This window comes from Cyclobacterium sp. 10D3-21 (assembly GCF_055809755.1).
Genome location: NZ_CM147924.1, coordinates 6,584,738 through 6,609,096 on the forward strand (window position 1 = coordinate 6,584,738; position 24,359 = coordinate 6,609,096).

16 protein-coding genes and 1 tRNA gene are annotated in these 24,359 nt (G+C 39.1%); 3 read left to right on the top strand and 14 right to left on the bottom strand.

Annotated elements, in window-relative coordinates:
* Nucleotides 1-24: 24 nt before the first annotated feature.
* Genes AC0L7T_RS25685 through AC0L7T_RS25715 form a run of 7 tightly spaced genes read right to left on the bottom strand, consistent with a single transcriptional unit; the run spans nucleotide 25 to nucleotide 9,323 of the window.
* Nucleotides 25-1,056, bottom strand: a complete 1,032-nt coding sequence (locus AC0L7T_RS25685) for a cytochrome c oxidase subunit II (protein WP_473339458.1) — start codon at nucleotides 1,054-1,056, stop codon at nucleotides 25-27.
* A gap of 24 nt (nucleotides 1,057-1,080) precedes the next feature.
* Nucleotides 1,081-2,364: a quinol:cytochrome C oxidoreductase gene (locus tag AC0L7T_RS25690; RefSeq protein WP_473339459.1), complete on the bottom strand. Its 1,284-nt coding sequence runs from the start codon at nucleotides 2,362-2,364 to the stop codon at nucleotides 1,081-1,083.
* Complete coding sequence (locus AC0L7T_RS25695; RefSeq protein WP_473339461.1) at nucleotides 2,364-2,990, bottom strand: c-type cytochrome; 627 nt, start codon at nucleotides 2,988-2,990, stop codon at nucleotides 2,364-2,366. The genes AC0L7T_RS25690 and AC0L7T_RS25695 overlap by 1 nt, the downstream gene beginning before the upstream one ends.
* Before the next feature lie 14 nt (nucleotides 2,991-3,004).
* A complete protein-coding gene (locus AC0L7T_RS25700; protein ID WP_473339463.1) occupies nucleotides 3,005-3,535 on the bottom strand; it encodes a DUF3341 domain-containing protein in 531 nt (176 codons plus the stop codon).
* Between the two features lie 2 nt (nucleotides 3,536-3,537).
* Nucleotides 3,538-4,902 carry an NrfD/PsrC family molybdoenzyme membrane anchor subunit gene (gene nrfD / locus AC0L7T_RS25705; RefSeq protein WP_473339465.1) on the bottom strand — a complete coding sequence of 455 codons (1,365 nt, stop codon included), beginning with the start codon at nucleotides 4,900-4,902 and terminating at the stop codon, nucleotides 3,538-3,540.
* Nucleotides 4,903-4,920: 18 nt separating this feature from the next.
* Complete coding sequence (locus AC0L7T_RS25710; protein ID WP_473339466.1) at nucleotides 4,921-8,025, bottom strand: TAT-variant-translocated molybdopterin oxidoreductase; 3,105 nt, start codon at nucleotides 8,023-8,025, stop codon at nucleotides 4,921-4,923.
* Nucleotides 8,026-8,057: 32 nt separating this feature from the next.
* On the bottom strand, nucleotides 8,058-9,323 hold the full coding sequence (locus AC0L7T_RS25715; protein WP_473339467.1) for a c-type cytochrome: 1,266 nt from the start codon (nucleotides 9,321-9,323) through the stop codon (nucleotides 8,058-8,060).
* Nucleotides 9,324-9,690: 367 nt separating this feature from the next.
* Between AC0L7T_RS25715 and AC0L7T_RS25720 the strand changes: the two genes are divergently transcribed.
* A tRNA-Cys gene (locus AC0L7T_RS25720) sits at nucleotides 9,691-9,761 on the top strand.
* Nucleotides 9,762-10,240: 479 nt separating this feature from the next.
* On the opposite strand, the gene AC0L7T_RS25725 is transcribed toward AC0L7T_RS25720, so the two are convergent.
* The 7 genes from AC0L7T_RS25725 to tsaD all read right to left on the bottom strand — a co-directional run bounded on the left by AC0L7T_RS25725 (nucleotide 10,241) and on the right by tsaD (nucleotide 18,393).
* Entirely contained in the window at nucleotides 10,241-10,717 is a 477-nt protein-coding gene (locus AC0L7T_RS25725; RefSeq protein ID WP_473339468.1) for a thioredoxin family protein, read from the bottom strand.
* Nucleotides 10,717-13,014 (bottom strand): TonB-dependent receptor, encoded by a 2,298-nt coding sequence (locus AC0L7T_RS25730; RefSeq protein ID WP_473339469.1) that lies wholly within the window; start codon nucleotides 13,012-13,014, stop codon nucleotides 10,717-10,719. Before AC0L7T_RS25730 ends, AC0L7T_RS25725 begins: the two co-directional genes overlap by 1 nt.
* 644 nt (nucleotides 13,015-13,658) lie before the next feature.
* Complete coding sequence (gene rpsA, locus AC0L7T_RS25735) at nucleotides 13,659-15,440, bottom strand: 30S ribosomal protein S1 (protein ID WP_473339470.1); 1,782 nt, start codon at nucleotides 15,438-15,440, stop codon at nucleotides 13,659-13,661.
* A gap of 183 nt (nucleotides 15,441-15,623) precedes the next feature.
* Entirely contained in the window at nucleotides 15,624-16,130 is a 507-nt protein-coding gene (locus tag AC0L7T_RS25740) for an HNH endonuclease (protein ID WP_473343401.1), read from the bottom strand.
* A gap of 11 nt (nucleotides 16,131-16,141) precedes the next feature.
* A complete protein-coding gene (locus AC0L7T_RS25745) occupies nucleotides 16,142-16,954 on the bottom strand; it encodes an NlpC/P60 family protein (protein ID WP_473339471.1) in 813 nt (270 codons plus the stop codon).
* Nucleotides 16,920-17,384, bottom strand: coding sequence for an SsrA-binding protein SmpB (gene smpB, locus AC0L7T_RS25750; protein ID WP_473339473.1), 465 nt, complete (start codon nucleotides 17,382-17,384; stop codon nucleotides 16,920-16,922). The genes AC0L7T_RS25745 and smpB overlap by 35 nt, the downstream gene beginning before the upstream one ends.
* On the bottom strand, nucleotides 17,377-18,393 hold the full coding sequence (gene tsaD, locus AC0L7T_RS25755; protein ID WP_473339475.1) for a tRNA (adenosine(37)-N6)-threonylcarbamoyltransferase complex transferase subunit TsaD: 1,017 nt from the start codon (nucleotides 18,391-18,393) through the stop codon (nucleotides 17,377-17,379). The genes smpB and tsaD overlap by 8 nt, the downstream gene beginning before the upstream one ends.
* Before the next feature lie 73 nt (nucleotides 18,394-18,466).
* Between tsaD and AC0L7T_RS25760 the strand changes: the two genes are divergently transcribed.
* Together AC0L7T_RS25760 and AC0L7T_RS25765 are read left to right on the top strand one after the other, a co-directional pair.
* A complete protein-coding gene (locus AC0L7T_RS25760; protein WP_473339476.1) occupies nucleotides 18,467-23,002 on the top strand; it encodes a translocation/assembly module TamB domain-containing protein in 4,536 nt (1,511 codons plus the stop codon).
* Between the two features lie 39 nt (nucleotides 23,003-23,041).
* The gene (locus tag AC0L7T_RS25765; RefSeq protein WP_473339477.1) at nucleotides 23,042-24,343 is read left to right on the top strand and encodes a cryptochrome/photolyase family protein; all 1,302 of its coding nucleotides are present in this window, start codon (nucleotides 23,042-23,044) and stop codon (nucleotides 24,341-24,343) included.
* Nucleotides 24,344-24,359 lie beyond the last annotated feature (16 nt).

The following is a 24,359-nucleotide window of genomic DNA, read 5'->3' on the forward strand; positions in this document are numbered from 1 at the left end:
GGTATTTATAATTTATTCGCTAATTTATTCTTCATTAATATAAATCTCAGCCAGTTCCTTTAGTTCTACAGGAAGGTCAGCTACAAGATCAGGATTACTCTTAATAAAAGGAGTTTGTTCAGCAAACCACTTTCTATATTCCTCAGGTTCAACAACCCTGATCACTTTTCTCATTGTGAAATGACCATTGCCACATATTTCAGCACAAGCCAATTCATATTCGAACGTTTCATCACCCAACTCTGCCCTCATTTCTTCGGTGGTTTTGTTAGGGACAAACCAGAATCTAGTAGGCATACCAGGTACAGCATCCATTTTCAATCGCATATGTGGTGCAAAAACTGAATGCAATACATCTCTTGCCCTTATATTGAACAATACGGGTTCTCCTTTAGGGATTACAATGTTTTGCGAAGGAAAATCATCGAAAGAATTTTTGTCGGTAAAGTCTATACCTCTGGAATTGGTAGCTGAAGTAAGCCGATAATCATAGCTTCCCATTTGTTGATCAGCTCCTGGATAACGAACGTCCCAGGCAAATTGGTATCCCATAATCTCCACTACATGCGCATTGTCAGGCGCTGGGCTAGTGATATCAGACCAGGCTTTCCATCCAGATATAACCAAAATGGTTAACACTACAGCAGGTACAAGCGTCCAAAGAATCTCCAACTTATTGTTGTCGGGGTAAAATGCTGCTCTTCGCTTTTCATCGTATCTATAGTGGTAACTAAACCAGAACAATAAGATATGAGTAAGAATAAAGATAAAACCAGTTACAGCCATTGTTATCCAAAACAACCTATCTGTAACAACACCATGTTCTGAACCTATAGGCAACTGGTAGTTGTCAAATTCTTTAATCGAATACCAAACCATCCAGCCACCAATTCCGATAAGGAAAACCATGAACAAAATGGCGTTTACTTTATTACTGGTAGTAGCAATTTTTTTATCAGACCCTTTAGCGACCGAAATCAGGGTTTGAATTCTGTATACCATCCAGATCACCATGATCAGGAGTACTACACCTATTGAAATAAGAAATCCGTACATAATTATAACTGTTTCGGAATTAAATTAAATGTGATGATGATAACTTTCCTCTAACATCGGATGGTTCTTCGGAATAAGATTATGTTTGGCAAGGTTAGACAATGCTACAAAAGCAAAAGCTGACGCATAAACCAACAACATTCCAATTTCCATCAAACCTACGCCACCATTATGTCCTAGAGTACCTGGCTGAACCATCAAGAAGAAGTCTACCCAGTGTCCAAGGATAATGAAGGTACACACAACCTTCAGGAAAATATTATGCCTTTTAGCATCCCTTGTCATTAGAACCAAAAATGGTAAGGCAAAGTTTAATATAAGATTTATAAATATGTAAGATCCATACACATCACTCGAAAGTCTTTCTATAAAATAGACAGACTCTTCAGGTATATTGGCATAATAGATCAGCAAAAACTGAGAGAACCATATGTAAGTCCAGAAAATAGAAAAAGCAAAAACAAACTTTCCAAGATCATGGATATGGTTTTGATTGACCATTTCTAAATATCCCCTTTCTTTTAGGAAAATGGTTACTAATGTAATGGCAGACAAACCTGCCACAAACCAAGAGGCAAATACATACCAACCAAACAATGTTGAAAACCAGTGTGTATCAATAGACATTACCCAGTCCCAAGCACTAATAGAGGAAGAAACGGCAAAGAAGATTAAAAATATTGCAGACCATTTTCTAATGGTGTACCAATATGATGTGCCTCCATGAATGTCCTCTTCGTTAGAAAGCGTTCTAAGTTTATTGAAAAAGAAAACCCAAAAGCCAAAAAACAACACCATACGAACGATAAAAAATATCGGGAAGGTACCTTTTGCCATTGGCCAATAAAAGAAACTTCCTTTTCCATCAATGATTTTGTCGTAATGATCACCTGCCTTGTCAAAAACATAACTATGTGTCCAATGAAACAGGTCATGGTTGGCTATAAAGAATGTAACCAGCATTAAAACTGCAGCAATTGGCAGCCAATAGCCAAAGGACAACATAATCCTAAGTAAGGCCGTAGACCAACCTGCCTGAGCAGCATATTGAATAGCAAAGAAGAATACCCCTATAATGGCAATTCCTGTGAAATACACATTATTAATCCAAAGGTTAGCATATAACCTTTGCGTCCAATGAAAAGCATGTCCACCTTCTTCTCCGTGTCCATGTCCACCAGTAGCCGCCATTATAATACCGAATACCAATAAAAGCGCACCGATACCACCAAGTATGAAAATCACTTTCTTTACCGAAGCGGTAAAATCAAATTTTTGATCCAAATTGTAGTTGCTTGCCTGTGCCATTATTGCTTCTGAATTTCTTGTTTAACATAGTGTACAATTTCCCACCTTCTGTCAGCAGTAATCTGCGAACCGTGGGAGCGCATTCTACCTTTACCATGAGTAATCACATGGAAAATATGGCCTTCAGATAAATTTAGATAAGCACCACCTTTTAGATTTGCAACACCACCTATTACCATTCCCGCTTTTCCGTCACCTTCTCCGCCAGTTCCATGGCATGGAGAACAATATTGGACAAACAACCTTTTCCCATCAGCCAATACTTCATCGGTAAGAGGGATTGGATTTTGAATAGAATTGGCTCCTTCCAGGTCAGCTACTTTTAACCTATAAGGCAAAATGCCTTCTTTGTTTCTTGGAACAGTGTTGGCTACAGGCTCCCGCATATTCATTCTATTCGGGTTATTTGTATTGCTGTTAAAGAACTCACCTTTTCCATCCTCTCGAGTGGATAACCATTGCCCTTCTTCTTCGTTCGTGATCTGGCTTAAGCCTTCATAAGGAACTGAATGATACATCTGAGGAGCATATTCCGTACCTGGATAATCACCCTCAGCGCTGCATGAAGCAAGCCCTAGTGATACCCCGATTACAGCTATTGAATATATTGATGATATAATTTTCATTTGCTACAGATTACTTAATCAAAACTTTTACTGTTCACCTCCGTTGCCCCTGAATTTTTCAGAGCACCTTTAATTATTTCCAAATCTACAGCGGCATTATTGGCGATATCAATGGCCATAACGTGCTTGTCATCTGTACTTCTGAGATCAAAAATCCTAGGCTGTCCCCATGGCTTAAGGTTACTACTGATCATAAAAACGCCCACCATTCCAAAAGCTGCTATCAAAACTGTCAATTCAAAAGTTACCGGAATGAAATCAGGAAAAGCAGCGTGGTCTTTACCACCAATAATCATTGGCCAATCAAATTTCATCATATAAAACTGCATGGTCAATGCCAAGGTAGTTCCAAGCATTCCAAAAAGAAATGCTGCTATTGGCAATCGGCTTTTTTTGTATCCCAATTCATCTTCCAATCCGTGAACTGGATATGGGGAAAACACCTCATGTATTTTAATTCCTGCAGCTCTAATCTCTCTGACAGCATTCTTAAGAATGTCCTCATCATCAAAGATCCCCAGGATAAAGTTCTTATCTCTTTCCATGATTATTTAATTATTTTTTCAGATGAAGATTTTAATACTGATTTGATCTCTGCCATGTTGATAACTGGGAAGAATTTGGCAAACAACAAGAAACAGGTAAAGAAAAATCCGAAAGTGAATAGGTATATTCCAACATCTGTAATGGTAGGATAAAACATTACCCATGAAGAAGGAAGATAATCTCTGTGCAAAGAGGTAACAATAATCACAAACCTCTCAAACCACATCCCAATATTCACCACTATGGATAGAATAAAAGTAGCCACAATAGACGTTCTGATTTTTTTGAACCAGAACAATTGCGGGGAAACCACATTACAGGTCATCATAGACCAGTAAGCCCACCAGTAAGGACCAAACATCCTGTTTATAAATGCATATTGTTCAGCTTCTACACCCGAATACCACGCGATAAAGAACTCCGTGATATAGGCAATACCTACTATAGAACCAGTAATGATGATTACAATATTCATCAATTCAATATGGCCCATCGTGATATAGTCTTCCAACTTAAATACCTTTCTGGTGACGATCATCAAGGACAGCACCATGGCAAATCCTGAAAAAATGGCTCCTGCCACAAAATAAGGAGGAAATATAGTAGTGTGCCATCCTGGTATTACGGAAGTAGCAAAGTCAAAGGATACAATCGTGTGTACGGAAAGTACCAGAGGAGTTGCAAGCCCTGCAAGGATAAGCGAAACACTTTCATACCTCATCCAGGTTTTTGCACCACCATCCCATCCGAAACTCAAGGCACCATATATGGTATTTCTTAACCCTGTAGCTCTATCTCTAATGGTAGCAAAATCAGGAATCAACCCAATATACCAAAAGACAAGCGATACGGAGAAGTAAGTAGAAATGGCGAATACATCCCATAGTAGGGGAGAATTAAAGTTCACCCACAATGAACCATAAGTGTTAGGCAATGGAAGCGCCCAAATGGCTCCTATCCATGGCCTTCCCATATGGAACAACGGAAAGATTGCCGCACAAATTACAGCAAAGATCGTCATGGCTTCTGCTGCTCTATTAATGGATGTTCTCCACTTTTGTCTAAAGAGCAACAATACTGCTGAAATAAGGGTACCAGCGTGACCTATACCTACCCACCATACAAAGTTGGTAATGTCCCAGGCCCAGCCTACAGTTTTATTAAGTCCCCACATTCCTATTCCTTCCCAAAGGGTAGCAACCAGAGCCAAGCTGCCTATTAAAAGAACAGTCAAAGAAACTGCCAATCCAATCAGCCAACTTTTCGTTGGCTTACCTTCTACATGCCTGGCAATATCATTGGTGACGTCCTTGTAAGTCTTACCGCCGGTAATAAGCGGATCGCGTACGGGTGAAGTAACCTGCATATCTTATTATTTTATTTTTTAAGCTTCGTTTTTGTCCTTATTTCTGATTTTGGTAAAATACCAAACATTAGGGCTGACATTGATCTCCTCTAACACGTGGTAGGCCCTTTCTTCATTTACCTCCTTAATAGCGTCTGTATTGTTTTCTTCGATTTTCAACATTTGTGACACTTTGGATTGAGCATCATTCATGTCACCAAAAACAAGCGCTTCAGTAGGACAAGATACTGCACAAGCAACATTTATATCACCATCCTTCACCTTCCTGTTTTCACGTTTCGCGGTCAGTTTCCCAGCCTGAATACGTTGAACACACATGGAGCATTTTTCCATTACACCCCTAGCTCTTACTGTCACATCAGGATTAAGTACCATTTTACCCAAATCATCGTTTTGAGCGGTATTTACTCCTGCGAAATCTTTATTGTCGTGGTATTTAAACCAGTTAAATCTTCTTACCTTATAAGGACAGTTGTTGGCACAATATCTAGTACCAATACAACGGTTATAAGTCATTTGATTGAGTCCTTCAGAACTATGCGTGGTTGCCACTACAGGACACACCGTTTCGCAAGGTGCATTGTTACAATGCTGACACATCATTGGTTGAAAAACAACCTCAGGATTGTCCGCTGCTTCCTCAAGTTCAGAAGTACTAGAAGCTTCTACAGGAGAACTGTAGTACCTGTCTATTCTTATCCAGGCCATTTCTCTCCTATTGAGAACTTCCTGCTTACCTACAACGGCTACGTTATTCTCTACCTGACAAGCAACAGTACAAGCAGAACATCCTATACAGGAGTTCATGTCTATTGCCAATCCCCAATGATGTTGGCTGTATTTGTGGCCTGACCAAAGTGAGATTTTACTTGGCTTAACGAATTCACCGTCTTTATAAATCTCAGGATGATACCTACCAGCACTAGCATCCTCTTGGTATTCACCTAAAGTAGCTTCCTGAACAACAAAATTCCTTCCCATGTAGGTCTGGTGCGTTTGTGTTTGCGCTATTTTGTAAGATTCATCCGTTAGGCTAATACTTACACCTTCTGTAATATCGTAATCAACAAATCCTTTATTGGCATTCATTAAAGCATAGGCATTAAAACCTACACCATTAGCGACCCTACCAGCTGCTGTTCTTCCATAACCCAAAGCAAGACCAAATGTACCGTCTGCTTGTCCTGGCTGAACCAAAACTGGCAAAGTAAAAGTTTGACCATTGACAGAAACATTTGCCAATTTGGTTCCTCCTTCAAACATTTTCAGCTCATTTGCATTGGCCCACTTTTGAGATACCGTAAGGTAATTGTCCCAGGTAGCTTTTGAAATTGGATCTGGCATTTCCTGTAGCCAGGGGTTATTTGCAAATGCACCAGAGCCTATACCTACTTTGGTGTAGATAATAAGTTCAGCACCTGAACCCTGAGCCTGATAGGATTTACCTATTGCTGAAGCAGAAGCATTTATATCCCCAGTTACTGAAAGAGGGGCATTGGTTTCACTGTCTTCTGAAGTATTGGCCATTTCATAGACCCCATCATGAAGACATTTATCCCAGAAAGATTGAAAATCACCTTCTAATCCTTGGAAAGTAAAAGTAGCTTCCCAGTCTTCGCGAAGAAAATCATAATAAGAGGTATTGTTTCCTGCCCACTTTAAAAAGCTTTCAGTTGCCTGACGGGTATTAAACAATGGAGAGATTACTGGCTGAGCCAAACTGTAAACTCCTTTTCTAGGATTAAAATCATTCCAGGATTCAAGGAAGTGATGATCAGGCGCAAGGTATTGTACCAGTGAAGCAGTCTCATCTTTCACTTCAGAAGTGGAAACAGAGACCTTAGCTTTACTTATAGCAGCAGCAATTTCTTGCCCTCCACCGAAGTCATAAACAGGGTTGCAATTGTAAAAAATTACAGCACCAACTTTTCCAGCATTCAATTCGGTTACGAATTGCTTCATCCTGTTGTCATCTCCTTTACGGAAATATACTGGCGTTTGAAAGTCTACTGTACTTCCATTGTTTCCTAAAAGCTCATTGATTGCGTGGATAATCACTTGAACATTTGGATCATTTGATCCAGATACTACAAGAGACTTGCCTTTATTGGCCCACAGTTCGTTGGCAGCTTTTGCTAAATGATTTATTTCTAAATTAGCACCTGAGGCAGTGCTTGCTCCAGCTTTTTTTGCTATTAGATTGTACAGAGACAATACCGCAAGACCACTTTGGGATGCAGTGATTGGTGTACGATAGTCGGCATTTGATCCAGTAAGTGATAGCGTGGACTCAAACTGGAAATGCCTTGACATATTGCGATTTTCCTTAGAAATCTTTCTTCCTTGAGCATATTGTCTCGCGAATTCAATCGGAGAAATCCATGAACCTAAAAAATCAGCTCCAAAGCTGACAATTATTTTAGCCTCATCGAAATGATAAGAAGGAAGTATACTGCTTCCATAATAGGTTTCACTCGCTTTGGTGATACCATAGTTGGAAATAGGATCATAAGTAATGAGTTCTACATTACCCATTTGATCAGCAAATGCTCTTATCGCCCTGTTGGTACCAGGAGATAATATAGTGTTACTGATTATTTTAATTGCTCCAGCGCTTTTAAGCTTTGCAGGAAGTTCTCCATCTAGTGCTGCCCATTCAACCGAATTACCACCGATTTGAGGACCTTTTAATCTTGCATCATCATAAAGTGACAATACGGATCCTTCAACGATAGCATTTGTACCGCCTTTAGTAATCGGTGACAATTTATTCCCATCAATCTTTATCGGCCTACCTTCTCTGGTTTTAACCACAATAGAAGCATAGTCTCCACCTTTTGAAAAGGTAGATGCGTAATAATTGGGAATAGAAGGATTGATATCAACAGGTTTGTTAACATAAGGAATGGCTTTCCTAACCGGAGCCTCACAAGCTGCCAGTGAGGCCGCAGCCACACTGAAACCCATCATTTTTAGAAAGTCCCTTCTAGTGGAACTTCCATCTTCCTTTTGATTACTTTTTGAGGTAAAGCCAGGAAATTCCTGATCAGCATTTTTAACAAACTCGGGATCGTTTGTCAGCTGCTCTAACCCTTTCCAATATGTCTTTTTATTTTCTTTCATTTTATATTAAAGAAAAGAATGTTCGTAAAGATTTAATAGTGACACTTAGCACATTCCAGACCTCCAATGTCTTTGACTTTCAAAGCATCGTTGGAGGATTCAGAATGCAATTGCACAAGTTTGTCGTAATACTCATTGCCCTGTGTGGAGACATCAGTATTTCTGTGACAATCTATACACCAACCCATGGTCAATGCACTGTATTGAGAAACAACTTCCATTTCTTCTACAGGTCCATGACATGTTTGGCATTCAATGCCACCTACAACAACGTGCTGAGAATGATTAAAATAAGCCAAATCAGGAAGGTTATGCACCCTTACCCATTCTATAGGTTGATTGTTATCTACTGCATCGTATATTTTCGCTATCTCAGGAGAAACGCCTTCTTTGCCACCGACATTTTGAATGTGCATGTGACAGTTCATACAGATGTTTGCGGAAGGAATATTTGCAGACTTTCCGATTTCAACTCCTGTATGACAGTATTGACAAGGAATTTCATACTGTCCAGCATGTAATTCATGGGAATAGGCAATTGGCTGGCTTGGCGCATATCCTTGTTGGACACCTACTGTGTATAAACCATTGATGGCTGTCTTCACCACAAATGCAAGCACTATGGTAGTGACAATGATGATCATACCATCACTTTTGAAAATACCCTTATAATCTGTTTTTTGGTTGATAAATTCCTTATCATCCTCATCCAAATTCTCATTTTTGTTCATGTATTTTGTCAATACTGAAACAATAAGTCCCAATACAACCAAAACAAGAACAAGTACGATTACAAGAACTACCAGAATTATGGTAAGGTATTCGTTAGGAATTCCTCCACCCGATCCCGTAGCAGTACCACCTTCAGTAGCAGTGGCCGCCGCAGCTGGATCGGCTTTGTCACCGAACTCAATGTAGGAAAGTAAATTCGTTAGGTCAGCATCACTCAAAAAATCATGAGACGGCATGGCCGTGTTATTGAATTCTTTAAAAAGAGCTACCGCAGTTGCATCTCCCCCTTGAACCAATACCTGTGAGTTGGTAATAAATTGTTTTACCCAGTCCAACTCCCTCCTATCAGTAACTCCCCTAAGAGCAGGACCGATCAATTTCTGATCCAGTCTATGGCAGGTTTTACAGTTGGCATTAAAAATGGACTGACCCGCGGATATAGCTTCTTCGCTATCCGGAATTTCAGGGTCCACCGCATATGCCTGAATCCCTGAAAATAGGAATATCAAGACCATCAGATGGCATACGCGAATTGAAACCCCTAATAATGAGCGTTTGATCGACATAGTTATGTGTACTTTTTTCAGATTTTCTCAGTGCAATACAAATTCCCCACAAATGTACCACCCAACTTCTATTTTTCAAACTTGAAAGACCTAGAACAATTTTGGAGATCAAAAACTAAATATAGGATTTAAATACTTGTTTTACAGTGGTTTAAATAGGCATCTATGAAGTAATATTTAATTTAGAACAGTTATAAATAAGTTCATTTTTTATTAATTTAAAAAATAATCTCGTCCACAACTATTAACATTTCGTTTCAAAGGGAATTTTACCTGAGCATTTGGCATAAAACTCCTGATATTTTTTACCGGTAACGTTTGAAAAGCCAACTATAAATGCCTAGATTTGCGCTTCGGTAATTGAAAAGGTCGAGTGGCCGAGTGGCTAGGCAGAGGTCTGCAAAACCTTGTACAGCGGTTCGAATCCGCTCTCGACCTCAATAGGCATCCTGTTCAAGGATGCCTTTTTTTATGCTCTTATTCTAGAGAAAATGGGCCACACCACGATACAACCTAAATTAGGTTATAGAATACCTATTATTGGATGAAATCGTTTCCTAAAGAAGGTCTTTGCAGATTTTTCTGATTGCAATTGCATAATTCAGGTTAAATTCAAACTGATTTAATATAAAATCGCTTTTACTATCCTCTAAAAAGGCAATACTGTTAATGATGGTAAAAATAACTCAGGCATCACAATGGTGGCCAATAAAAAATCACACATTCCACCAAACATACTACAAAAAATTGCAGGCAACCCTAAGGTTTTCAGGGGTTTTATCCATTAAATCTAAAGGACTTTACTTAGAAATAGATTGAGGACTTTAGAGCAGGATTTATTCTTTAGCTTGCAAGCTATTTTAGCGGATTTCCCACATTAAAATACGCCTCAATTTATTAATTTTCACCCATTTATATCAAGGTAGACCTTTTTCCAATTCTTGGATAAATGATATCAAATCCTCTGTACGCTGCAATCCCTGAAATCTATTGAAGGTTTGAGTAACTGGAAAATAAAACACCGTAGTAGGCAACAGCAGCTTCCCATGTTCCTTCCCCAGCATCCCGGCCAAAGAATGAAAATCCCCTGCGGAACCGGATTCATAGTCCCGCCCCATAAAAGTCAGTGTTCTTTCGTCTTCAGCATCAATTTTAAGGGAGTAGAATTTTTCTGTAAGTAAATCAATAACCTCCTGCTCTTTAAAGGTTATGTTTTCTTGCATCTTACAGTATTTACACCAATCCGTGTGGATAAAAACCATTAATGGCTTGGGCTTAGCCCTTAAGCTATCCCCAAGATGTTCTATTGAAGTCCATGGCAAAGTTTGGCCATGGGAAATCTCAGCACAAGATGCCATCAATAGAACGGCCCATATGATTATTATCCACTTCATCAATCAATCGTAAACCTAACTCCTAAAAAGGCTCTTCTTCCTTGATTTGGTGCATACACATAAGATGGATCAAATGTAAGTGCTGTAGGATTCTCAGGTGTCGGAACTACCTGCCCATCCCCTACAAAAACAACATTCCTATCAAAAGGGTCAAAAGCTCTGGCAATACTATTGGCTGCCGGCGTGAAGTTCAAAATATTCTTTACTCCACCGTACACTTCCCATTTTGAAGTTAAACGTTTGCTAAGTTGTAAATTCTGTAAGCTGTACCAAGGAGAATATTCAGCCCGATCGTCAAGTTCACCCAATAAAGGCAATCGCATAGGTCCATAAAGGTTTCCAGTATAATCTACTGTCAATTCTAACGAGGGAATGGTATAACCGATACTCCATACTCCACTAAATCGCTCAGTAAGTAACTGCCTGTAGGTCTCGTTATTTTCGGTTACTGATACGTCCATTAGGGTACCACCAGCAATAATATTAAAGCCATTTAACCAGGACATTTCTACATTTAGTGAGGCCCCCTTTGATACCGCATACCCATCCAGATTTCCATAAATTATTTTATTAGGATCAGTTTCGTAATCAGGTAAAATGGCATTGTTAAAATAAGTATAAAAGGCAGATCCATCCAGGCTTATGAATACCTGACTGGCGGTGTAAATTTTCTTAACCACATTTAAGTTGGCATTCCACGAAGTTTCTGGATCAAGTTCCCCCTCAAACACTACTTCTCTAGCCCCCGTTAGGGCTGCATGGTCCTCAGTGAAGACATTGGCTACCCGGTAACCATTTCCAACACTCATACGAACTACATTGTTCTTGTTATCAGAAGTCCACTTATAATTTATTCTTGGGGAAACGATACCCCCATGTAAACTATTATAATCATACCGCATACCTAATAATAACTTATGGGTATCATTTAAAGTAATTTCATCCTGCAGAAATGCGCCTGGAAGATGAGTGACTGACGGTTCGTTCAAGCTATTTGCTGCAGTTGTGGCTGGCGTATTGTCATCATAAAAAGTGTACCGATATGCCATCCCAAACAATAAATCATGATGTTCCAAGGGTTTGTTCCAAGTCAACTGACCAAAACCAATGTATTGATCCGCAATAAATGGTGAATCCCCATAGACGGAATTTTGGTTATGCCCATTGGTACTAAACTGGAAATTGATTCGCTCATCTACAGGCAATTGATATACACCAAACATTTCCCAGCGGTTGGTATAAATGCTTTCGGCATAAATTTCATCCCCACCCCGGTACTCAGAAGTCCAGTCCATCTCGCCACCCCATCTGTCTTCATAGACATAACGCCCTGCTATTGAGAAGTTTTTTCCAGATTTTCTATTAAAATTCAATTTGTTGAAAATAGATATCCTATTTTGAAGTGTCACATCAGTAAAGCCATCCCCGTTCTTATCCAATGGGTTTTGATAGTTAAAATAATTTATCCCCAAAAGGCCTTGGGTGTTTTCCGTCAGGTTATACCGCAGTCCCAAATCAGTATTGACATCGCCCCAGTCGGTACTGAACACATCGGCAGACACCAAGGGGGCAGAAGAAGGCTTTTTGGTAATTATATTGATAAGCCCACCGACTGCCTCGGAACCATACAAAGTAGAAGCCGGACCTTTAACAATCTCAATCCTTTCAATAAGTGCCTGAGGAATTCCAGTCAAACCATATACGGAAGACAAACCACTCACAATAGGCATTCCATCGATCAAAACCATGGTATATGGACCCTCAAGACCATTAATATGAATGTCTCCCGTATTGCAAACGTTACAATTTATTTGCGGACGTACGCCATTTACATTCTGAAGGGATTCGAAAATAGAGGGGGTAGGATTTGCCCTAAAGAAATTTGCTGTGTACACTTCTACAGGTACCGGGCTATCCAATTTTGATACCTCCTTCATTGTACCTGATACTACTACTTCTCCAAGGGAAGCAGTAGATTCACTTAAAATAAAATTAAAAGTTGGTGACAATTTATTCCCCATGATCTCAACCTTGGTTTGCTGCGGTTCAAAACCAATCAAGGAAGCTGTAAGTAAATGTGTGCCTAATGGAACATTTTGAATAAGGAAAGAACCATTTTCATCTGTAATACCACCCAAAGAAATTTTACGGATTCCCACATTGGCAAATTCCAATGGAGCACCGCTTTCATCCACAACTTTTCCGGTTATAACCCCTTTCTGCTGTGCCTCCGCCTGAAGATAAGTGAGCATACCTATCAGTGAAAACAGAAATGTGGTATATTTTATTAGATTCATATTATTCAATTTTATATACTCACAAAATTAATAAGTTAGATTAGTCTAACAAATATTTTTGATGTTTATTTAAAAATTATTTTACATATCTAAAACACACTGTCAACAATAGCTTATATAGGAACAGGCCCTGATAAATTCATAAAAAGCTATAAGTAGGAAGTTTGTTGCAGGGAAACCTAATAAAATCAGTCCTCCATCCACCTGGTTTAAAGAAGGGAAACAACAATAGAGAAGGCCAATTGACCGAAAAACCTAATCCCAAAAGCGACTATAAACAATCTATAATGCGCTGACGCCACTAGAAATCCTTCCAATTCCTTACTTCAAAAAACATAAAGCAGCTAGAAAAAAAGATGATGGTTGCCTGAATCCAAAGAATTAGAGAAATAAAAAAACACTAAAATTATAGAGGTAATTTTGCCCAACTTTAGAAGCAAGGTTGACAAATTGCTGCCCTGGATTCACCACACAACATTACTTATCAACTTCTATGACTCTGCTTATAACCGGAAATAGTCATTTTTTTTACGGAGGGCTTGTCAATATCAATTTGGATACCTAAAAACCTATCCATAAGGCACAAAAAAAACACTAACCTTAGATAAAGTTAGTGTTTTCAATACTATATAAATAAGGGTGAATTATTTTTTACCCTGATCCATCTTTTCTTTCAATGCAGACAGTGCATCCAAATCTCCTAGTGTAGATTTTTCAGCTCCAGCTCCACTATCAGTGCTAGTTGCAGCTTTCTTCTTAGGACTTGCTTTCTTAGCAGCACCTGGCTTAGGCATTGCTTCTTCTTTGAAAGTAGCCGTATGAGAAAGTACAATACGCTTGTCATCTTTAGAGAATTCAATCACAGTGAAATCAAGGCTTTCACCTGCTTCTGCTTGACTTCCGTCCTCTTTCTCAAGATTTTTGGTAGTTGCGAATCCTTCAAGACCGTAAGGCAATTCAAGGACAGCTCCTTTATCGTTTTTAGAGATGATAGCACATTTGTGCTTAGATCCGATTGGGAACACATTTTCGAAAGTATCCCAAGGATTTTCTTCCAATTGTTTGTGTCCAAGTGCCAATCTTCTGCTATCAAGATCCAATTCCAATACGATAACATCAAGCTCATCACTAACCTTCACAAATTCTGAAGGATGTTTGATCTTTTTAGTCCAAGACAAATCAGATACGTGAACCAAACCATCAATACCTTCTTCAAGCTCTAAGAATAGACCGAAGTTAGTAAGGTTTCTAACAATACCCTTATGTTTGGTACCGATAGCATATTTGGTAGACATTTCAGCCTTAGTCCAAGGATCTTCAGTAAGTTGCTTGATACCAAGAGACATCTTGCGCTCGTCTTTGTCAAGTGTAAGGATTACAGCTTCGATCTCATCACTAACTTTTACAAAGTCAGCTGGATTTCTTAAGTGCTGTGACCATGACATTTCAGAAACGTGAATCAAACCTTCTACACCTGGTGCTAATTCAAGGAATGCACCGTAGTCAGCTACGTTTACAATTTTACCTGTAACTTTTGATCCAACTTCCAAAGTAGCTGATAAAGAATCCCAAGGATGAGCAGTCAATTGCTTCATACCCAAAGAAATTCTTTTCTTATCATCATCAAAATCAAGTACTACTATCTGAACTTTGTCGTCAAGGTTAAGTACTTCTTCTGGATGATTGATACGACCCCAAGAAATGTCTGTAATGTGAAGTAAACCATCTACACCACCCAAATCGATGAATACACCGAAGTTGGTCATGTTTTTGATTATTCCTTCCAGTACTTGACCTTTTTCAAGGTTGTTAAGGATTTCAGCTTTTTGTTTCTCAAGGTCTTTCTCGATCAAGACTTTGTGTGAAACAACTACGTTATCATTGGCATGGTTAATTTTAACCACTTTCACTTCCATCTTTTTACCTACATAGATATCAAAATCTCTGATAGGTTTTACATCGATTTGAGATCCAGGTAAGAAAGCTTCTACACCGTAAATATCAACGATCAATCCACCTTTGGTTCTTCTCTTAACTAAACCTTCGATCACATTGTCTTGCTCCAATGCTTCTTCAATGGTTTGCCAAGCTTTAACCATCTTGGCTTTCTTACGGGATAGTACCAACTGTCCCAATGAATTCTCCTGCTCTTCGATGAATAATTCTACTTCATCACCGATTTTCAAATCCTCTATATCACGGAATTCATTCAGTGGAACAAGTCCGTCTGATTTAAAACCAATGTTTATGATTACGTCCTTATCATTGATACCTACAACAGTACCTGTGATAACTTCTTTCTCTGTAATCTCAGTAAGGGTATTGTCGTAAAGGTTCTCCATCTCAGCTCTCTCAGCTTTGGTGTATCCTTCTCCGAAACCCTTGGTCTCAAATTTTTCCCAATTAAAATCTTCTTGATTTGACATAATAAATAGATAACCCTGATTTTCAACAGCCTTAGGATCGTCTGGCTGAGGTTTTTATAAATGATATCCTCTTGTGAAAAGGCCCATTCACTCGAATGGATTGCAAATTTACGAATTAATTTAGGATTAGAAACTGTAAGTCAACAAAAGATCAAGATCTTTAATCTATTTGGACACTTTCGATCATACCTGCTTAATAGCAAGGAAGGGAATCCATTCTTCAGCATGTAACTCAGCATAATCTGCAAGAAAATAGGATAAATTAGGTTTGAAAGGAAAGATCCTTAAGCTCATACCTGCCTCTTCTGGTGTTTTATTCCCTTTAATCGTATTGCACCGATGACAAGCAGTAATCAGGTTGTTCCATGAAGTTTTCCCACCCTTGGATTTTGGAATTACATGATCTAAAGTCAGGTCTTTAGTCGATCCACAGTACTGGCAGGTATTATTGTCCCGCTTAAAAAGATTATTTCTGTTCAACAAGACCCCTTTATGCGGAATGTTCTTATAATCATCGAGGCGAATAACTGCAGGGTAATCATATACCCTATCAACAGTCCTTATTTGAAGGTTATCATATTGAACCAAGGCTGTCGCTTTGTCCAAATAAGTCAGAACAAATGCTTTATAAACATTGACTACCCCTATGGGTGAATGATCCAGGTTGAGGACAAGTACTTTTTTTTCCAAATATTCCTTCATCAATCCACAAGGTTTTTTACATGCATCAATTGAATGGTTTGGTAAAGCTCGGTATTCCTGTCCCATTTTTCTGGATCAAACGCTCCGGTCTTTACTTTTTCTCTTACCCATAGAATTTCGCATTCACCTATATATAAGCCAGCTTGAAAAGGTATACCTTGATTAGCGCCGAATACTATAATGTCTCCATATTGAATCTCTGACAACTTACAATCCTTACCAATTTTTTTGAAAGAAGAAAGCTCATTGGGCAGGACCACTCCACTAATTTTAAAAATAAGATTTAGCCAGGAAGATGCATTCAGACCAAAAAGGCTCCTTCCCCCAGGAAGAAATGGTGCATTCAAGAAAGTCAATGCAGTAGCTATGATTTCTGCTCTAGAGGCCTTTTTTTCGAATGGATGACTTATTCCGTTAAATTTTATAGATTCTTCCCACTCAAATATTTCATTTTGTCCAGCATGGATTTGACTACCGGGAAGTAAAAGTAATGTATTGTCTTTTAAACGAATTTCGCCAATTCCCTCGGAAACAATTTGTCGAGGGGACTGCACAAAAAAATCAAATTCATCCTTTGAGAGCGGATGGTGTTGAGAAGCCATGATCCAACCGGAACCAGTCGACTCTACTCCTTCTATTTTCAACCATTGGTCATCTGAACCAATGAGCACGATATTGTACAACTCACCAAAAAGCAATTGGGTACTTAACCCAGAGCCGAGTACAGGCTCCCTAAAAACACTGAGGAGCGACAACCTGCAGATACCGCACCCAGCATTAGAATTCCATTCTTTGGAGATCTCTTTTTGCATCTTTGTCTTTTAGTGAATGTCGTTTATCATGCACCTTTTTACCTTTTCCTAAGGCGACTTCTATTTTAGCCAATCCATTGTCATTGATAAAAACCCTTATAGGAACAATCGTAAGTCCCTTTTCTGCAAATTTATTTTCCAGCTTTTTTAATTCTTTTTTCTGCAACAACAATTTGCGTTCTCTAACCGGATCATGATTGAAATGAGCCGCCAAGGTATAAGGAGCAATATGCATTTGCTTAATGAAAAGTTCATTGTTACGAAAATAGCAAAATGCTTCGGTAAGAGAAACCTTACCCTCCCTTATCGATTTAATTTCTGTCCCTTTTAGTACCAGCCCAGCTTTATATTTATCAATAAACTCAAATTCAAAACCTGCCTTTTTGTTTTTGATATTAATTATTTTCTCGAATTTATTCTTTTTAGCCATGATTTCCAATTTTCAATTTTGCCAATGGACTGACGTTTAAATCTGTAAACATTCCGGCTTGATATTTAAAATGCGCTGCCATTGCCACCATTGCCGCATTGTCTGTACAGTATTCCAGTTTGGGAAGATAAACATTCCACTGGTATTTTTTTGCTTCCTCTAAAATGGTTTGCCGGAGTCCTGAATTAGCGGATACCCCTCCAGCAATGGCCACTTCTTTAATGCCCCTTTCTTTAGTGGCTTTTACCAGCTTTTGCATCAACATCTTAATAAGCGTATGCTGCACTGAGGCGCAAATGTCCTCCAAATTATTCGCAATAAAATCAGGGTCTTTTTTTATGTTGTCTCTCAAGAAATAAAGTACTGCAGTTTTTATGCCACTAAAGGAAAAAGATAGCCTTTTCATATCCGATAGTGGAAAAGGGAAGGCAAGTGGATTCCCTTTTGCTGCCAGCTTGTCCAAATGGGGACCACCGGGGTACGGCAAACCAATGATTTTTGCGATTTTATCGAATGCTTCGCCTACGGCATCATCCTCGGTTTCCCCTAAAACTTCCATTTCCAATGGATTGTTGACCAACACGAGTTGGGTATGTCCCCCGCTTACGGTAAGGCAAATAAAAGGAAAAGTAGGTTGAGGAGAATCGATAAAATGTGCCAAGACATGCGCTTCCATGTGATTCACCTCAATGATAGGTTTATCAAGTGCATAAGCAAATGACTTGGCAAATGAGACCCCTACCAAAAGTGCACCCATTAATCCTGGTCCACGGGTAAAAGCTACAGCACTCAATTCATTTTTATTGATTCCTGAAGATTTTAAGGCTTCTGCCACAACTGGAATAAGGTGTTGCTGATGTGCTCTAGAAGCCAATTCTGGAACTACCCCACCATATTTCTCATGAACAGATTGCGTGGCGACAATATTATTAAGTATTTTGCCATCAGAAATCACTGATGCTGACGTTTCATCACAAGAGGATTCTATTGCTAATATATTACAACTCATTTCGTGCCTGTTGGAAAATAAATCGAAAGTTAAGGAAATTTTGCTGAACGCCCTTAGAAGGACGTTTAGGATCATGAGCTATCTGCTCATTTTCTTGGTTACAATTACCTTATTGTTACAGATCCCTGTATTACAAACCTACCTGGCCGGTTTCTTTACCAATCATATTAGCAAAGAAACTGGGTACAAAACAGAAATAGGCCGCGTCAATATCAGGTGGTGGGATGCCATCAGTTTGCAGGAGGTTACAATTAGGGATTTGCAGGACAGTTTGATGATGGATCTCGACGAGGTTTATATCGACTTCTCCATTAAGGGACTAATGGACAATGAGCAGCCAGGTTTTGATGAAATCAACCTCAACAATGGGAATGTAAGGATACTAACCCATCCTGATGGGGAAGGATTAAATATTTCTGTATTTCTTTCTCGGGTTCGGGAAATTTTTCTTCCAAAGAAAGAAAAAAATAGTCTAAAGTCATCCACTTTTACAATTGGTAATATCTCTTTGATAAAAACCTCTCTGGACATAGTGGATTATACCCTACCACCTTTCGATATTAAATTTGATTACAGCAATCTTCAATTTAGAGATTTGGTGGCAAGTGCTACGGATTTCTATGTCAGAAGAGACACGGTAGCCTTTGACCTAAAACACATGAAAGGGGTTGAGGCCAATTCTGGCATGGTTTTCCAACAATTGCAGACCAACTTTACCTATTCCAGCACTGGCATGGAATTCAAAGACCTCTATTTAAAATCCAACCAGACAGAAATAAAAAACTACCTCCAATTCAGGTATAATTCCCCCACAGATTTACGGGATTTCAATCGAAAGGTCGATTTATTGGCACAATTGGATGAGGCAGTCCTGGACATCAGAGATTTGGGGTACTTTTCTGACAACATCCCAGCCATAGATGACAGACTATACCTAAGTGGGCAGGTCAACGGCCGAGTTGATTCCATTTATTCCGATGAGCTTCTCTTAAGGTTTGGTGATAAAAGTGCTTTGTTTGGGAAATTCAATATTGAGGGATTGCCAAAAGTTTCAGAAACTTATTTTGAACTTTCATTGATCAATTCCACGATGAGCCCTGACGACCTCTATAGGTATGTCACACCTCAGGCTAGGAAAGAGCTCAACAAATTTGGCATCATTCGCTTTAATTCTGACTTCGTAGGACAACTTACTGATTTTACTGCCAAAGGTAACTTCCGAACAGCAATAGGAAGGCTTAATGGAACACTCAACTATTTAAAACAAGATGGTAACCCAACCTATAAAGGGCAGTTAGAAGTGTCGAATTTGGACTTGGGTGTATTGATGGAGGACCGGGAAAGTTTTCAAAAAACAAGTTTCAAAGGACAGATTAAGGGATCTGGCTTTAGTGTTTCGTCCGCAATTATTGAATTGGATGCCAATTTCAGCAAATTAGGCATCAATCATTATGACTTTAAGAACATTCAAACCAACGCCACTTTTGCCAAGGACTTGTTTGAGGGGAAAATGACTGTCAAAGACCCAAACCTGGTAATGGATGTAGATGGCATGCTGGATTTACGAAACAATAAGGATTCTGCAAATCTGGTTTTAGACCTGGATACCGCATTTTTGAATGAAATAAATCTCTCCAACAAGGCCATTTTCCTCAGCGGTAATTTCGAATTGGATACAAAGGGAGTTACCCTGGATGACATTGAAGGTGTCGCCAGATTTAGAGACGTGTTGGTCAGTTATGACGGTCGTGATCTTTTTCTGGATTATTTCCTCTTTCAATCTCTTTTTACTGACAATTCCCGGGTAATCTCTCTTAATTCTGACCTCCTCGTGGCGGGCATAAGTGGAAATTTTAAAGTGCAACAATTGGGAGATGACCTGAAGCAATTATGGAAAAATTATTATGCCATTCTAACGAATAATTACTCTGGACCGAAAGTAACTAAAACCTCTCCCATCAACCCCTACCAAATTGACATAACCGTTGATCTTAGGGATGCTAACCCAATATTAAACCTGATCGATCCTATGCTGTTTATTTCAAACAATACGCAGGTGGAAGGCGCATTTTATCAGACGGAGCAAAATACGGTATTCAACTTTTACAGCGGAATTGACACCATATACTACGGCAATAATTATTTTATCGACAATAATATTGACTTGAATACTGCCAAATACAAAGACAGCAATGAGGTACTCGCCTCTTTTTATGTATTGTCAAAAGAGATTCAGCTCAATTCGGGGTTTAATTTTCATAATTTATCCGTCGAAACCATATGGAACCAATCCAAATTGGACATTTCTTTCTATTTGGATCAGTTGCTTACAGAAAGCCATTTTGACATTGGGGCAGAGATCAATTTATCCCCCGACAATACCCTGATAAAATTCTCTCCGTCAGAAATCAAACTACTGGATGATTATTGGAAGTTCGAAGAAGGCAACAGTATTAGCATCAAAGCAGATGAAACAAATTTTGAAAAATTAAAAATATATCATGACAATGAGTTCATCGCTGCTGATGGTAAGATCAACCATAATCCAGAAGATAGAATGGAAATCAACATCAATGAACTGAACCTGGATTTTCTAAACTCCTTTGGCCTCAAGGAATATGAAGGCATAGCCAACGGGCTTATACACCTAAAAGAGGGATGGAATAAAAAAGGCATGAAAGGCGCTATATCCATTAGAGACATCTATATCAACAAGTTTCTGGTTGGAGAAATTGAAGCCAATGCCTATTATTCTGATGACGCAGTCAATCTATCCATTCAAAACATTCGGGATGGTGCCAAAGTAATTGATCTTTCAGGCGATTTGGGCAATGCCGAACGAGAAATGGCATTAAACGCTCGCTTCTCTGATGCTCGCCTTTCTATTATTGAGCCATTTATTGCAGATTATTTAACGAATATAGATGGAAGGCTCAATGGGGATTTAAAGGTAGGTGGAACCATTACCCATCCTATCGTAGAGGGCTTAGGCAAGTTGGATGGTGCCACTTTTAGGTTCAATTACCTCAATACGACCTATATGGTAGACGGCAATATTATTTTCGAACCAAATGATATTAGTTTTAGGGGTTTGGAATTAAGGGATGTCAACAACAATATAGCGGGATTAAGAGGAGGAATCACCCATGACAATTTCGATAATTTCATTTTAGACCTTACTGCTGAGATAAACAATTTTCAGGTGATGAATACCAGTGCGGCTGACAATGACCTTTTCTTTGGGACAGCTTATGCAACCGGAGACATCAGTGTTTTCGGAGCAGCCAATAACCTGGACCTAACTGCAAATGCTACCTCTCAACCCAATACAAAAGTATTCATCCCCATAGGTGAGACCAATGGCCAGGCACAAGAAGATTTTATTAATATTATCAACCTGAGGGATACCACACAAATACTTGAATTTGAAGAAACCATCGACAAGCTGACAATCAATAATCTCCGGATGAACCTGAATCTTGACATTACACCGGATGCTTATCTCGAAATCCAAATTGATCCCAAAACAGGAGAGAATATTCAGGGTCATGGAAAAGGTGTTTTCAATATGAATATTGACACTCAGGGTAATTTCACTATGACAGGCAACTATGAAATAGTAGATGCCCTCTATAATTTTTCCTTATACAATGTTATCAACAAGAAGTTTGTAATTGAACCAGGAGGGATTATCAATTGGTATGGAGATCCCTATCAAGGGGTGATGGATATTTCTGCCATTTATCAGGAAAATGTATCCCTTACTTCCCTCCAAACAAATGCGAGTACCAGCACCCTTGAAACCAGCCAGATTAAAAGGCGATTTCCAGTGAAGGTGATCATGGACCTTGATGGGGAATTATTGTCTCCTGACATTTCCTTTGATTTTGACTTTTCGGAATTCCCTGAGGATAGCGAGTTGCAAACCACTATATCTGCTTTCAAAAATAGAATCGCAAACGATGAACAAGAAAAAAATCGCCAGGTTTTCTCCCTGATAATGCTTCGAAGGTTTTCTCCAGAAGGTCAGTTTAACAGTACCGGAATCGGTTTCTCTAACCTCAGCCAATTGATCTCTTCTCAACTCAATAACCTGGTCGCTCAAGTGGATGAGAACCTGGAAATAGATTTTGATCTGGTAGGACTGGATGAATCAGCGCTGGAGACCTTTCAAATAAGAGTGGCTTATACCTTCTTTGATGGTAGATTACGCGTGACCAGAGATGGCGGGTTTACAGATCTGCAGGGCAATGCTGACCTGAATACCATTGCCGGAGATTGGCAGGCCGAGTATCTTTTGACTGAGAACGGCCAATACCGTGTAAGGGTTTACAATCGAAACAACTTCAACACCTTAACGGCATTAACCATAAATAACCGCGCTCCCAATACCTATGGCGTATCCATTTCCCAAAACCTACTTTTCAGCTCTCTTAAAGAGCTATTTCAAAACTTTAAGCGAAATAAACCACTGTACATAAATGATTCTGATGATTACCTGAGAGGTGATTTCAATATCAATCTGGATGAGGTAGCTCCCGAACTGTTCAAACCCGATCCTGTAGAAACCCCATCCATAATTAACATCATCGACAAGGAAAATCCTTAAGCACTCTAAACAATATACCTCTTTTGTGATTATTGTAGTATGGATAAAGTAACGATATTTTGGTTTAGAAGAGACCTACGGCTTTCAGACAATATAGGCTTGTTTATGGCCTACGAAAATGAGAAAAACGTTCTGCCACTTTTTATTTTTGATACCGACATTCTTGATAAACTGGAAAATAAAAAAGATGCCAGGGTTCAATTTATCCACCAACAAATCAATAAACTACATGAAGAATTAAAGGATTATGATAGTTCCATTCTGGTTAGGAAAGGGAAACCGCTATCTATCTTTCGTGATTTGAAAAAAGAATTCAATATCCAAAATGTATACACCAACCGTGATTATGAGCCCTACGCAAGACAAAGGGATGAAAAGGTAGAAAAATTCCTGGCAGACAATGACATTCCTTTTTATGATTTTAAAGACCAGGTGATTTTTGAAAAGGATGAAATCACCAATAATGAAGGCAGCTTTTATAAAGTATTTACCCCTTACAGCAAAATCTGGTTGCAAAAACTAAAGGGACTTACCTTAGAGCTAGTCAAATTAGATGGAAGCAAAAAGTTATTTTACGAAACTGAACCACTGCCTCTGCCTTCACTTAAAGCAATTGGATTTGAAGAAAGTCCAATTAAAATCCCGCCTTTGGAAATAGATGAAAAACTAATTCAGAATTATGACAAAACCCGAAACTTCCCCGCTAAAGCAGGGACAAGCCGTTTGGGTATTCACTTGCGTTTTGGAACCCTTAGCATTCGTCGGCTTGTACAGGAAGCCACCGAACTAAATGGGACTTATCTCAATGAATTAATTTGGCGGGAGTTTTATATGATGATTCTTTATCATAAGCCTACAGTTATTGATACTTCCTTTAAGGAAAAATACGACCGGATATTGTGGAAGAATGATGAAGCTGCATTTGACAAGTGGTGCAAGGGGAAAACCGGGTACCCAATGGTAGACGCAGGCATGAGAGAGCTTAATAGCACTGGCTACATGCACAACAGGGTAAGGATGATCACCGCAAGCTTTCTAACCAAGCACCTGCTGATTGACTGGCGCTGGGGGGAGGCCTATTTTGCAGAAAAATTGCTCGATTTTGAATTGTCATCCAATAATGGGGGATGGCAATGGGCCGCCGGCACTGGTACGGACGCACAGCCCTATTTTCGAATATTCAACCCAGAATCTCAAATGACCAAGTTTGATAAAGAAAAAAAATACATCCAAAAATGGATTCCTGAATACGGTACTGCAGACTACCCAGAGCCAATAATTGAGCATAAAAAAGCTCGTGAAAGGGCATTGGAGACTTATAAAGAAGCCTTGGATAAATAATTAAAGCATAGAAACA